Source organism: Actinoplanes sp. NPDC004185 (assembly GCF_053603475.1).
On sequence record NZ_JBSGFR010000040.1, the window covers coordinates 13602 to 26574 of the forward strand.

At 61.1% G+C, this 12973-nt stretch carries 14 protein-coding genes; 5 read left to right on the top strand and 9 right to left on the bottom strand.

Features of this window, described 5'->3' with window-relative positions; translation table 11 throughout:
* Positions 1-10 precede the first annotated feature (10 nt).
* The 3 genes from ACWEOZ_RS32755 to ACWEOZ_RS32765 form a co-directional block, all read right to left on the bottom strand.
* Entirely contained in the window at positions 11-445 is a 435-nt protein-coding gene (locus tag ACWEOZ_RS32755; RefSeq protein ID WP_451914538.1) for a hypothetical protein, read from the bottom strand.
* Between the two features lie 97 nt (positions 446-542).
* Positions 543-1271: a GntR family transcriptional regulator gene (locus ACWEOZ_RS32760; RefSeq protein WP_451914539.1), complete on the bottom strand. Its 729-nt coding sequence runs from the start codon at positions 1269-1271 to the stop codon at positions 543-545.
* 217 nt (positions 1272-1488) lie between these two features.
* Positions 1489-1998 carry a hypothetical protein gene (locus ACWEOZ_RS32765; protein WP_451914540.1) on the bottom strand — a complete coding sequence of 170 codons (510 nt, stop codon included), beginning with the start codon at positions 1996-1998 and terminating at the stop codon, positions 1489-1491.
* Positions 1999-2750: 752 nt separating this feature from the next.
* Here ACWEOZ_RS32765 and ACWEOZ_RS32770 point away from each other — a divergent pair.
* Complete coding sequence (locus tag ACWEOZ_RS32770) at positions 2751-4145, top strand: hypothetical protein (protein WP_451914541.1); 1395 nt, start codon at positions 2751-2753, stop codon at positions 4143-4145.
* On the opposite strand, the gene ACWEOZ_RS32775 is transcribed toward ACWEOZ_RS32770, so the two are convergent.
* Positions 4142-5053 (bottom strand): phosphotransferase family protein, encoded by a 912-nt coding sequence (locus ACWEOZ_RS32775; RefSeq protein WP_451914542.1) that lies wholly within the window; start codon positions 5051-5053, stop codon positions 4142-4144. The two genes, ACWEOZ_RS32770 and ACWEOZ_RS32775, sit on opposite strands and share 4 nt — an antisense overlap.
* An 871-nt stretch (positions 5054-5924) precedes the next feature.
* On the opposite strand from ACWEOZ_RS32775, the gene ACWEOZ_RS32780 reads away from it, so the two are divergent.
* The gene (locus ACWEOZ_RS32780) at positions 5925-6470 is read left to right on the top strand and encodes a hypothetical protein (RefSeq protein ID WP_451914543.1); all 546 of its coding nucleotides are present in this window, start codon (positions 5925-5927) and stop codon (positions 6468-6470) included.
* Between the two features lie 144 nt (positions 6471-6614).
* On the opposite strand, the gene ACWEOZ_RS32785 is transcribed toward ACWEOZ_RS32780, so the two are convergent.
* Positions 6615-7676, bottom strand: coding sequence for a DUF4145 domain-containing protein (locus tag ACWEOZ_RS32785; RefSeq protein ID WP_451914544.1), 1062 nt, complete (start codon positions 7674-7676; stop codon positions 6615-6617).
* 22 nt (positions 7677-7698) lie between these two features.
* Here ACWEOZ_RS32785 and ACWEOZ_RS32790 point away from each other — a divergent pair, with 22 nt between their 5' ends.
* Both ACWEOZ_RS32790 and ACWEOZ_RS32795 read left to right on the top strand, forming a co-directional pair.
* Positions 7699-8172, top strand: a complete 474-nt coding sequence (locus ACWEOZ_RS32790) for a PASTA domain-containing protein (RefSeq protein WP_451914545.1) — start codon at positions 7699-7701, stop codon at positions 8170-8172.
* 289 nt (positions 8173-8461) lie between these two features.
* Positions 8462-9073 (top strand): hypothetical protein, encoded by a 612-nt coding sequence (locus ACWEOZ_RS32795; RefSeq protein ID WP_451914546.1) that lies wholly within the window; start codon positions 8462-8464, stop codon positions 9071-9073.
* A 111-nt stretch (positions 9074-9184) separates the two neighbouring features.
* Here the strand turns inward: ACWEOZ_RS32795 and ACWEOZ_RS32800 are convergent, their stop codons facing one another.
* Both ACWEOZ_RS32800 and ACWEOZ_RS32805 read right to left on the bottom strand, forming a co-directional pair.
* The gene (locus ACWEOZ_RS32800) at positions 9185-10009 is read right to left on the bottom strand and encodes a hypothetical protein (protein WP_451914547.1); all 825 of its coding nucleotides are present in this window, start codon (positions 10007-10009) and stop codon (positions 9185-9187) included.
* A gap of 842 nt (positions 10010-10851) precedes the next feature.
* The gene (locus ACWEOZ_RS32805; protein ID WP_451914548.1) at positions 10852-11520 is read right to left on the bottom strand and encodes a hypothetical protein; all 669 of its coding nucleotides are present in this window, start codon (positions 11518-11520) and stop codon (positions 10852-10854) included.
* A gap of 94 nt (positions 11521-11614) precedes the next feature.
* Here ACWEOZ_RS32805 and ACWEOZ_RS32810 point away from each other — a divergent pair, with 94 nt between their 5' ends.
* Positions 11615-11785 (top strand): hypothetical protein, encoded by a 171-nt coding sequence (locus tag ACWEOZ_RS32810; protein ID WP_451914549.1) that lies wholly within the window; start codon positions 11615-11617, stop codon positions 11783-11785.
* Between the two features lie 179 nt (positions 11786-11964).
* Here the strand turns inward: ACWEOZ_RS32810 and ACWEOZ_RS32815 are convergent, their stop codons facing one another.
* Positions 11965-12162 carry a helix-turn-helix transcriptional regulator gene (locus ACWEOZ_RS32815; protein WP_451914550.1) on the bottom strand — a complete coding sequence of 66 codons (198 nt, stop codon included), beginning with the start codon at positions 12160-12162 and terminating at the stop codon, positions 11965-11967.
* A gap of 325 nt (positions 12163-12487) precedes the next feature.
* On the bottom strand, positions 12488-12955 hold the full coding sequence (locus ACWEOZ_RS32820) for a hypothetical protein (RefSeq protein ID WP_451914551.1): 468 nt from the start codon (positions 12953-12955) through the stop codon (positions 12488-12490).
* Positions 12956-12973: the final 18 nt, after the last annotated feature.

Below are 12973 nucleotides of genomic sequence, written 5' to 3' on the forward strand. Positions count from 1 at the left end.
CAGAGAAGGGTCAGGCAGCCTTGGCCGGCTTCGCGGCGGACTGCGGTGCGGTCATCTCACTCGCGCGGATGGACCACGCCTGCCGCGCACGGCACTTCGAGCCGTTGCCCTTGCACTTCTGCGAGTCCACGTACGGCGTCAACGTGACGCCGATGAACTCCACCATCGGCGGGTAGCCCGGCACCATCGACGTGGGCGGCACCGGCTGCTGCGGCGCGACGACCTTGACCTTGAACTCCTTCGTACCGCCGAACTTGCCCGCCTCCGGGTCCAGGTCGAGGACCTTGACCAGCCAGATCCGTTCGCCGGTCTCCTTGTCACGCAGTTGGTCGTCGCCCTGGCCCCGCTTGTCGAAGTCAGTGGCCGGCTCGACGCCGAGGCAGAGCGCACCGTGCGGCGCGACGTACTCCCACGGCACCGGAACTTTGATCGAGTTGGGAATCACTTCGCCTCCGCGGATAACTAGATAACAACTTAACTTGTCGAGTTGTTACGAGTGTATCCGTGGAGAGCGCAGCGTCAAGGCTGTCGATGAAGTACTTCTACCGCAGAGGGAAGGATGCTTCGATCTCCTGCCGGCTGGCTGGCATGACGGCGTCTACCGCGAGCTGTGGCCGTCCGGCGTCGTCGTATGCCGTGACCAGCAGTGTCAGCACCGCCTCGACTTCGCCGATTTGTAGAAGCTCCGATTCCTCGGCCGTAGGAAGCCGGGCAGAAATGCGCTCAGTTGCGTGGTCGAGCCGTGCTCCTTTGTGGTCCGCCAAGAGTCGGAGGACACCGTCAGTGAGCGGTTCGGACTTCCCGATGTCCGTGCCAGCCGCCAACTCGACCGTAACGTAGAGCGAGCTCAACTCGACCGGGCCGATCTCGGTAACGACCAACCGTCGCCGTGCAATGACCGGCGTGTCAGGGGGCAGCTCCAACGCGGACGCCGCACGGTTGGGTGCCATGATCGCGCCTACGCGGAGCAGACTGACGCTCGCTGACTCCCCGTGATTGAGCAAGTCGGTAGCGCGGCTGTCGGAGCGAGGAGCTGGGGGAGTGGGCCGGCCTTTGACGAACCGCCCCTTGCCCTGCTGCGACTCGATCCATCCGTCCTGCTGGAGAATGCCCAAGGCGCGTACGACCGTCGGTCGGGACGTGGCGAACTCGGTCATGAGCTGCGACTCGCTCGGGATGGCGATGCCCGGGCGATACGTCCCGTCTTCGATGCGTTGCTGGATGGCGTTCACCACGACGGCGTACTTCGGCGGACGGATGTTGATGGCCACGAATTGCTCCGTCCGCTCGGCTAGATAACTGCTTGACTTGTCGACACTGTAAAACAAGGCCCTGGTGGTGGGAATTCGGGGGCGAACACGCGACAACTAGGCGGGAGTCTAGTGCTGCTGTCGTCAGCCCGTCTAGATCCGGCGACCCCGACAAGCTGAAGGAACACCTCGCGCCGCCCGATGACCTTGCTGGGAGATCGTTGATGACGAACGAACTTCAAAGATCGCCCCGCAAGATCTCTTCCTGGTGGTTTGGCGGTACCTGCCAGGCGCTCAGGACGTCTCTGACGCACCGCGGGTTGCATTTCAGCGCCCACCATGTCTCGTTGCCGTCGCCCGCCCGCTCCAAGCCGACGATGCCGATGTACTGGCCGGCGATCCTGGCGTTGATCTCGGTGCTCTTGGGGAGACGCAGCAGAGCGCGGACCAGCTCATCGCGGGTGATCGTTCGACCCTCATCCATGATGGCCTTCTCAAGTGGGGAGGCCTCACGATAAGCGTTGAGGTCGTCGACGATCTTGTTCAGCAGCACCGCGACAGTTGCCGCCTCGGCTTTCGACAGCTCGGCCCAGCCGCCAGAGCCGTGACTCGTCATGATCTGAAGTGTGACGACGTTGCCGGGGAGCTCTCGGCTGTGCGGCTCGATCGGCGCCTCTGAGAGCGTGACGGCGATAGTCCCGTCGGTTGGCGACTCGGCATGGCCGGTGATCTCTATTCGGATCACCATCAGTCCTGCCTCGTCGGGAGAACAAGATCTCCGAGTCCTAGCGAGCTCAGGAAGCCGCGTAGCGCGAGATCCCGACCGTGGCAGGGTGCGAGCTTCGTCGGCACGCACGTGAAGCAAACGCCGTCAGCGTCCGGGCGGTGGTCCTGAAAAAGCAGGTACGCCATTGCCCACTTCAGTGGATCGTCGCAGCCTTCTGGAGGCGTGCGCGGTGGTTCTTTCCTGTCGAATGGCAGAAGTGACGACAACGTGTTGCTCCTAGAACTCGGCGGATGTCCGTGGCCGGCCGCCACGCCTCACTGGCGGTCACGAGGAGACGGAGGCGAGCAGTCGGAGCACCGCCTACGCATGAGTTGCGCGGCGCCTTCGACGACTCGAATCGTCCGTCGTTGCGAAGCGAACTTCCATCCCCGTCCGCTGCACGACGTGCACCTGGGCTGCGCATTTGAGGCGCCGGCAGAGCGTCGACCGTCGTGCAGTGAGGCGCTGCGGTCGCCCGACGAGGATGAGGCGCTTGGTGGCATAGTCGGTCAACTCCCTCCGCTGATGCACCGCGAGCGGCGCCCGGCATGTAAAGTACAAGCTGACTTTGTATTCAGAGCGCGTCATCTGTCGATGACTTTGAGTACGATTGCTTGCCCGTTAAGCCTCCCGCGGTTAAGACGCAGCAGGGAGGGCGCACGAGGGGGCGCACGTGTGCACCGCCGAGTGCACAGTTAGCCGGCTACCCGACCGCAGGAGGTGAGGGAACAGACGTGACCGCGCACAAGGCTCCGAATCGACATCTTCAAACTGTGATGGCCGAAGCCGCAGTCACGAACAAGGGACTGGCGGCCCGCGTGCGCGCCGAGGCCAACCGCAACGGGCTGAACATCTCGCCCGACCACACCTCCGTCAAGCGTTGGCTCGACGGAGGTAGGCCGCACAGAGACACGATTCGCTGCATTGCTGCAGCTCTCGGCTCCAAGCTCGGCCGAGTGGTCACCTTCGCTGAGATCGGGTTCGGAGGGGGTGACTACAGCACCACAATCGACCTAGCCCAGGACGCAGTGCTCTTCCCGTCGGACCCCGCACGAGCGACGAACATGCTCGACAGCCTGACCGCAGCCGACATCCGTGACGACACGGCCGTTGCTTCCCCCGCATGGGATCCGACGCCTGTGCCCAGCGTCATCACTGGGTATCTCTTCTCCGCACACAACTGGGAGGACGGCTCAGGCGCGATGCTTCGCGGTCAAGACGGCATGGCCGCACGCATACGCGCCACCGTGCGCAGCTTGCAAGAGCTCGACTTCCGGTACGGCGGCGGCCATACCCGCAAGATGCTGCTCTCTTACTGGCGCACCGAGATTATCGCCGCGTTGCGGAACGCCCGCGGCGAATCGGCCCGCCACGTGTACGCGGCAGCGGCCGACGCCGCGGAAGTACTCGGCTGGAGTGCCTACGACGCCGGCCACCATGGAGCGGCGCAACGCTACTTCACCCAGGGACTCCGCTTGGCGCGAGACGCCAACGATGCGTTGATGGGTGGCCAGATCCTCTCCAACCTGAGCCATCAGGCGAACTACCTGGGCAAATTCAACGAGGCTATCCACTTCGCGCGTGCCGCGCAGAGTGCAGTCCTCGGCCAAGCGTCCAAGACGGTGAACGCCATGTTGTTCGCCATGGAGGCACGCGCGCTCGCCAGCACCGGCGATGCGCGCGGATGCGCCGCCGCGCTCGCCCGAGCCGAACAGGAGTTCGCCAACCGACGGGAAGGCGATGACCCCGACTGGATTTCGTACTTCGACGCTCTTGAGCTCGCGGGAGAAACAGCGCACTGCTTTCGCGACCTCGGCCATGCCCGGAACACGCAGCTCTTCGCTGCCCAGGCCGTAGACGTGCAACTCACTCCACCCCGGACGCAGTCCTTCCTCAGCATCGTGCATGCCGAAGGAGCGTTAGCAGCCGGCAACCTCGACGAAGCCGTGCTTCTGGCGGCCAGATCCGTCGAGCTGTCGGGCTCTCTCCAGTCCAACCGCCAGATCCGCTACCTCGCCGACTTCTGCGAGTCGCTGAGTACCGCCGGGCACTTCGCTCACCCCACCGTCAGGGACTTCATCGAAGGGCTGACCGAGAAGGCGCCGTCACTCGCTGGAGAACTCCGCTAAAACGGCCGCCACGGGGCCGAGACTCCATCGCGAATGGTGGTCATCCGCAACTCGTACTCTGCGGCAATCTCAGGTGACTCATTCACGTTCTGCATCAGCCACGTCGTCATCTTGAGCTCGTGCACTCGGCGGAGAACCTCGAAGCCGTCCGTCCAGGACATGACGTCGAACCCGTACGCGTCAACGAACGTCCTGTACTCCGCGGCGCTCCACCAGCCGGCGGATGTGTACTCAGTCGCTGTCATCGCCAGATCCCACTCAGGCTGGCCCCAGGCGAACCGCTCGAAGTCGATCAGTACGGCCTCGCCATCTCGGATCATAATGTTCTCCGAGTGAGCATCTCCGTGCGTCGGTGTCGGCGCCAACGGAAACGACAAGTTGTCGAGCCGGCCTCTTAGGTCGTGAAGAAGCGTTCTCAGGAAACGCTTGTCGTCATCCGAGACGGGCGCTGCGGAGACACGAGATTCGACCCTCCCCAAGATGTCTTCTTCAGGCAACTCGAAGGACGTCGGCCGGGGGAGCGCATGCAGCCTCTTGAGGACTGCACCCAGGGCGCCGAGGTCGTCGCGGCCGCCGTCCCTTCCATCGATGAAGTGCCAAAATGTCACAGGATGACCGGCGACCTCGATCGGCTGCTCGACGTCCAGAACCATTGCCGCTGAGAAGTATCTCTCCGCAAGCCAACGCGACACGTTGACCTCGTTGGTCGCATCCGACCAGTACGCCATCGTCCGAGCGATGCGCACAACCGCCGACGCTGCAGGTAGGTGGTAGAGCGCGTTCTCTCCGAGCCGTAGCGAGCGAGCACCTGTGGCATCGAGACCGACGGCATCGCAGGCTTCGGCGAGCAGCTCGGCTGCAAGCTGCGCCGTCAGCGGCGGCACAGGCGAGTCCGAAGATCGGCGCACGGCCTCATACTAGGGTGACTCGTCCGACGCCGGCGCACGACCACCGACGCCAGGCCGAGGACGCCGAGCATGCCACTCAATGATCGTCGACGGCTTCCAAGCCTGAGTGCGGCCCAACTTCATGTCTGGCTCGGGCATTTGACCCCGATTGCGGTAGCCACTGACGGTCGGCACCTGGACGCCCAAGTATGCGGCTACATCCGAGGTCGTCCACCACTCGGCGTCGGGATCAGGGACGGGGGCCACGCGTCAATACTCCATGGACAGGCCGCGACGATCAAACATATGCTGCCCGAGCGCTGCCATCCTGTTCAAACTTTCTGTACATCTTTAAAGCGGCCCGAAGCGGGCCGCTCACGCCGCCGCCTGGGCGCGCGTCCGTCGTTTAGCTGGCGCACACGACGGCCACGCAGGCAGCCCGTCGGCTGGCGTGCAGAAGCGGATCGGGCCGCGGCGACGACAGGTCCATGGATGGGTTGAGGTTTGGGGTATCTGACCGGCTGCCGACCGGGGGCGGCCTGGGCGACGCGGCCGGAGGACCGCGCCGGGCCGCAGGGCGAGTTGCGGCCGTCGAGCGTCGGGGTTGGCGGCGCGAAGTGTGCCGGGCCGCTCCTCCGAGCTAAAGGGCGCTTCGCGTCGCAAGCGACGGCCACAAACCGGCCGCCCTTGACCTCGGAGCCTCTGCGACCCTCGGGCAGGTGTCGTGGGCAGGCCGATGGCCTGCCCTGATAGGTTGCGCGCCGCCAACCCCGCCACCGACTCGCCGTCAGGGCATGCGTCGGCCGAGAATCTTAGTGTCAAGAATCGCTTGACGGCCAACCATGCGTAAGGCGTATGGCTACAGGTGCTCCGGTCTGAGACCATGACACACGTGGCATGGGAATGGATCGGCGGCACGCTACTTGGATTGGCCGGCGTCGGAGCTACCGTCTGGTCGGGGAACAAGCAGCGGACGTCCCAGGAGAAGCTTGTCGTAGCCAACGCGGTTCAACAGAAGCAGGCCGCCCAAGACTCGGAAAAGCGCCGAACGTATATGCAGGCATATCGTACTGCGGAGGACTTCCTTCACTGCGCTGCGATGGTCGCAGTTTACCGCGAAACGCTACCGGATGACAGCGAAATACGTCACCTAGATGAAATGAAAGCATCCAGGAAGCAACTGACCAACGCCCTCAGTGAACTCTTAATTTTTGGATCATCGCCAGTTTGTGTTGCCGCTATCCAACTTCGGCAAGATTCCGGGCGTTTGCTTGTGACTGCCGCCCAGGGGAACAGAAGTTTCGACCCTTATCACAAGAGCATGAGCGAAATGCTCAACGCGATGAGGCAGGAATTCGGTCTGCCCGGTGGAACCATCGTCTTAGATGAAGACCAGACTACCCAGGACCGAATTAATGACGATGCCGAGAGTGACTAACTGAGTGACAATTATGGGTGAGCACCGCGGCCATCCAAGGACGACGACGGACTGGAACGGGCGGGTCAGCGATATGTCGACCATGGTCATTCATGATCATGGGTTGCCTGGAGCAAGGGGTCGCACCACTGAGCCGGTGCGACATCAGCCGTCCACTTTCGCGTTTCCTAACTCTCGCCGTTTTTTGAATTCCTCGAAACGCCGCCGCATGACATAGATCTGGTCGACAAGAGCCTCTGCGAACGCAAGAGCGTCAACAGCATCCTGCCGAGAGACTTGAGTTCCCGTGTAATGGGCTCCCTGGTTGCCCAAAACCCTCAGCCCATCTGCCCACTCGGCAAGAGTTCGATCGATAAGACCTTGCTCCTCCATCTTTTTCAGCCCTCTTGCAAGGACTCTCTCTCCAATTCCGTTGTCTTTACAAATTCCTTCAAGCGTTCGACGAACCATAACTACAGTCGCTGTATATGCTTTAGCGTTTAAACAAGTTTGGGCTTCTTCAAACTCACGTTTGAGGTCTTCGGGCACCTGAGTACTGAGCCGTCGTTCTGCCGGATACGCGAATTGCGGGACCCCTGGGCCCGCCTCGTCGAAAAATTCGTACACTTCCCTGATTTGCAGAGAGGCCTCATTGCACTCGCCGCACTGCAGCAGGGTGTATTCACGGCCGGGAAACAACGAGCTCGCGTGATCATCCGGAGGTACCGTTACGGTACCGTTTATTTCTTGTAGGGCCGGAAGATCGCAGTGCGGGCAAATCATGACCGTTTTGATCTTGTTGCTCGACGTCCCGGAGTCGTCCACATGCTCATTTTGGACTCCGGGAGCATGGGTGTCTAGCTGGGTGACAACGGTGATGTTTTGACGCGGACGACCATGGACTTCGGTGGACTGTTGTCGCAGCTCAGGTGCGATGCCGCTGCAGGTCAAGGGTCCGTGATCGTTCCTTGACACGGAAGCAGTCAGCTGTGCTGCCGTACAACGGCGCTGTACGGCGATCGATGACACCGGCAGCAGTCGACGTGACACGAAGGACTGACTTGACTCCGCACGCATGTAGTTAGCGGTACTGTCGCACGCCATGAAGCGCTCATGGATGACGGACTGTGCTGCCGTCGTAGGGCTTCTCATTGCTATGGGGTGCGCCTCGGCACCGTCTGACAGTGAGAAAGTTTCAAGCGCGGGCTCAAGCGGCAGAGTTCCCATCCCTGATCTCGTTGGCCGCACTATGGATACCGTCTATGAGCAGCTTAAAGACGTTGGCTTGGTGGCGAATGCGGAGACTCCGATCGGCGTCAGTGACTGGACGGCCAACGCCGTGGTGCTCAGCACGACGCCGGCTAGCGGAACGCAAGTCCTCCGTGGCAGCACGGTGAAGATCCTTGAGGCGACGAGGGCTGAGGTCAGATTTTTCTCGAAGCCGATGCCGAAGGTGGTGGGCACACGGTGGTTGGACGCAGCGTCCGGCGATCTGGAAGCCGCCTACTTCTACTTCGATGCCACGTGGCGCGAGCCCAAGGGCGAGGAGAAGCCGGGAACCATCGTTGCTCAGGAGCCGAAGCCCGGCGAGATGTTGAAAATGGGACAGACCCTCTACGTAACAGTCGCCGAGTTCGCACCTGTTGACTCCAAGGGCGGGAGCAGCGTGAACGTTCCCGACGTAAACGTACCCAACCTCTGCCGCCGTACGAAGTGGTGCTGATGTCGGAGAGGCGGCAGATTGGTCCTCGGACCGCACGGTTGACAGCAACGCTGACAGCAACCGGTCCGGACAGTGAGGACCAGGGGAAATCGACGATGGACAACCGTCCGAGGTCGCAGCCGCAGGCGGACGAGGCCGGACAGCGCGCCCAGGACTTACAAGCGAGGGATCGGCAGAGGGCGGCTGGCTGGGCCGTAAGCTACAGCGACGACCCGAACTGCCGTGGTTCCGAGTGCCTTGCCCTCGGGGTAGGTTCGCGCGGCCGCCGTGAGAAAGGACCACGAGCACCATGCTGAAGTCCCGATCGGTCGCTATCGCCGGCCTAGCCGTCGCCGTGTTCTTTGTTCTCAAGAAGGGACACCGATCCACGACGACAGGTAAAGCTCAGCCTGAGCCCAAGACGGCTGGGGCAAACAAGCAAGTCGATCCTCCGCCAGTTGCAGATGCGCTCGAATCGGGAAATGCAGTAACGGATTGGTTTGATTCCAGCATGGATCGAAGAATCGCATCGCAAGAAAACAGAAAAAGTGCAACGCTCCTATTGGTAACCTTCGCTGAGGCAATCGCGGCTACGCTAGTGGGTACGGCACTCCAAGTTAACCGAAATCAGACTCTGATTTTGGCTTCCTGCATCACTCTTGGAATTGCCTTTTTAGCTTTGCTTGTTGTCCTCATGCTGGATCGTAGTGCTTCAGTCGACGAGTCTAAGGTGCTCGCGGAAGCTGCTCGAGTTGGGTGGGCCTCAAAGCAGGTTCGTAACGAGCTGCGAATCGGTGAACTTTCCGCATGGTACGTCAACAACGAGATCCTCAGAACAATGCGGTACGCCACATGGGTACAAATGCTGATTGCTGCCGCGACGTCTGCGCTCGCAATCTTGTCTATCTTGACGCCCAGATAGACATACGGATCCGCGAGCAAGTGAGACGCCACCGACCGACCTTCAGCCGTCTGAGGTGGCAGCGACGGCCATCGGGCCGTCGTCGTTGCCTGGGGTCAAGGGGTCACGGCTCTAATTCTCCTTAGTCGGGCCATCTGCATTCTCGTCTTCGCTGACTGACAGGCTGAAAAGGTATGGGTCCGAGATTCCTGGCCGGATCTGCGACAACAGTTTTGACGAGGCCGCCTGAAGAATCGATGGGTCGCTAATGTCATCTAGATCATCGTGGCCGGATGCCCGGAAATACAACTCGGACCAATCTTGCGTCGCATGGGACCAGACTGTCAGGTGATCCGGGAACCAAAGAATCCAAACCGAGTCAAGACCTACTTCGGCTGGTATCGGCGGCATATGGGGCGCCATTATGTCTCTGGTTGCCTGCTCCACCGAGATGTACTCAAACGGATGGACAATGAGAAATGCATTGCGCGAGCTGTCGCGAGGAGCTTTTTTGTTGAGCTGTTGCTCAGCCTCCTTCAGTTGCGAAAAGCCGGACAGGATTATGTCCTTCGCAAGCTGAAAGACGACAGATGTTTCTCTACCTACCGTGCTTATGCCACGCTGTTCATCTCGCTCCATTACTGCGTGGGCGCGCCTATATCCCCCTTTTAGGGACTTCACTTCGAAAGCGGCGCGAGAGCCAAGTGCAAAGACCCCTGCAATTTCTTTGTCGGGGTCTAGCTCAAATAGGAAGTCAACACCGCCGCTATTGTCGATCTCGGATGGTGCGATGCCGAGAAATGCTGTCAGCAGTATTGCCGCTAGATGCTCCCCGCTGGTCACCTTGATGCCATCAAGTTTCCCTCCGAGCGACATCAAGCGGTCTACTGCCGCACTAAGAGATCTTGCCTGGATCGCGATAAAGCGCGTGCCAACCGCTGAGTCATCTTCTTCCATACGACGCAGGCTTGCTGATATCTAGGCAAGGTGTCAACTCAGGAGCGGCTTGCACCCACGGCGAGCCAGCGCTGGACGATCGGATGACAAGCTACGACGCTTCGCCTGGATGACTAAACGGTGACAACGGTATCCTATGGCAATGGACGGTCACGGACGCTGGCGGATCGTTTCGTCCGCTCAAGCGTGGTGAAGCGCCTGGCCAGCACGCTAAAATCGTTTCTTGACACGGAAGCAGTCAGCTGTGCTGCGGTACAACGACGCTGTACGGCGATCGATGACACCGGCGGCAGTCGACGTGACACGAAGGACTTACTTGACTCCGCGCGCAGGTAGTTAGCGGTACCGTCGCACGCCATGAAGCGCTCATGGGGACTTCGAGGGAGTAGACGCCCGCTGTCTGGCTGCGGCGTTCGACAACGGCGGCGACGGTAGTTCCTCGCTCACTGCGGCGGACCTAAACAAGCGCGACGAAGGACTGGGGCTTAGCACGCCCATCACCATGCGAAAGCTCCAAGATTGCGGGCTTGTTGGCCGGCCTACAGCTGGCGCGCCCAAGGCCGACGGCCAGGAACACTTCGGCTTAACGCATAGCGGACGATGTCTCGCGCTGATGCTTACGCATGTCGACTGGAAAACCAGGCAGAGAGCTAGAGCGCGGAAGGTTGGAAGGCCGAGTACAAGGTCGCCGTGGACGCTTCGTCGCTGCGGCACGAGCGGATCTCAACGCCGACCCCAGACAGATGGCGGCCACGCGCCGACTGAGTGACTAAATGAGTGACAACCACAGGCAATCACGGTGGACTTCACCGGACGCTCGTGGAATAGTCGCGCAGGCCAGTTCACCCGTCAGGTGTGGTCGACAGATGGTGTTGGTTGCCTGGGGGCCAAGGGGTCGTAGCGCGAGGACCGCTGGACGATTCTGTCACGTTTGGCTTCGTTCGCCTTATCCAGAGCACGATAAGCATCGCAAGGGCGCCAAGCCATAGCCCATCTGAATGCTGGCCGGGTATGGCTCTTTGTGCCGCTGCTTGTTGGTTTGTTGAATCTTTGGTCAACGATTCAGCCTGACCATCGATATATGGAGTGCGCGGAATGTCGGACAGAGTCTTCGCAAATGGTTTCATCCGTGTCACCCATAGTATAATAAATGTCACTGCAAAAGCGCCTAGCCATATCTCGCTCAGTTGCCGGCTGACCTCGACGCTAAGCTTTGCTGCTGCTTGCTGGTCTTTTAACTCCTTTGTCAACGACTCGGCATGATTATCGATGAATGGCGAAACGATGATTAACAGAACGAGAGCAAGGACTGCAGCTGCCGATGCCGCCGGACGCCATGCGTCGCGCCGAAGGGCCGGACGCTCCGGCCGGTAGAAGGTCACGAGCAAGATCCCGAGGACGACACCCATAACGGCATCAAGGGGCTCGTATCGCCCCTCGGCTGAACTAATCGAGATGATCCCGGCGACCGCAGCTCCAGCGAGGGCTGCCCGATCTACACGCTCACTCATCGAGGAAAAGTAGCGAACAAAGAGGAGCTGGCCAATCCCCTGGGCGACCAACTGGGTGACAACCGCGACGTGGCCAGACCGTTACGGTGTCGCCATGCAGACGCTGACGACGAACCTCAAGTGGTGGGAAGCCCTACTTTGCCTGGCAGCGGGCGTGGCCGGCGGATCCCAAAGTTCCACCGGCATGGCCGTGATCTCCGCCTTGGCCGCGGGTATCGCGTTCCGGAGTGTGGCGCCTGGTGAGGATCGGTGGCAAACAGCTTGAGTACGTCCAAGACCAGGCCGATCGGGAGTACGAATCTGCCTCATGAACATGGGTGACGAACGGAGTGACACAAGGTGCCACACGTGCGGACGTCCGTGGACGACGATGGCCTGGCCGCGCAGGCCGGAACATTGTTGATCTCAGGTCAGCAGCCCATGGTGATTCCTTTTGGGGAAGGATCACTCGTCGTCGACGTGGCTGGGCTGATGCGCCTGTATCCATGCCTCTATGTCGCCGCGCTTCCACACCTTGCCTTGCTTAAGGTGATCGCAGGGCAAGGGCCAGTCGAGGCGTTGGGTGAGCTGATACACCCGTTGCCGGCTGATGCCGCCGAGTCGTTGCCGGATCTCTGCCGTCCCCATCAATGAACCCGTCATGTGACTAGTTTACTAGGGACTACTGTCTTGTTCTAGGTCGCCGATGATGATGCTCGGCCCGTTGGCGAAACCGAATGTTGCCTCGATGAGCCCGCGGACGTCGCCGATGGGAACCAGCCTCCGTCGGTAGAGCAGGTAGAAGCCGTACCCCCGGTTGGGTCGGAGAACCCAGTCGGGTTCCTCGCCCCACCGTTGACGCAAGATGGCCAGTAGGTGGTCGCCCTCTTGCTCATACGCCATCGAGTAAGCGTACGGCGCGCGGAGGTTGGGATCGCCGTTCAGAAGGTTTGTTCCAAGGTCCTCATGGCGTCGGCCGCTTTGCCCATCAATGACTGAGTGACTGCTCCTGGGCGTGGCCGATTGTCTTGCTGCCTCTCGCGAGAAGAAGAAGTCCGAGACCGATGATGCAGGCTGTGACTAGGCTGAGCGGATCGCCTAGCGCTGTCCGGACGATGCCGTACGCGATGAGCGCGATGACCGTCGCAAGGGTGATGCGACGGACCCGGCTCGATGTCCGGCGTGCCGTCAATAGGGAGGCCCGAGCGACGCTCTTGCCATCCAGCGTCCGGCGAATGTTCCAGGTAGCGATCACGAGAGCGATGGCGCCGATCTGGAGCACGGCACCGCCAACGGCGAAAGGCAGCCCGGAGAGCTCGTCGGCCACGACCAGGCTGACACCTCCGACGGTGAAGAACGTGGTCACGACCAGCAAGAAGATCAGCGCGATGGTCATGCGCCTGGTGGCTCGTCGCATGAACGCTGGATCTTCTACGGGGACACGGTCGTTGCTCATGGCATCTCCTGCCGCCGG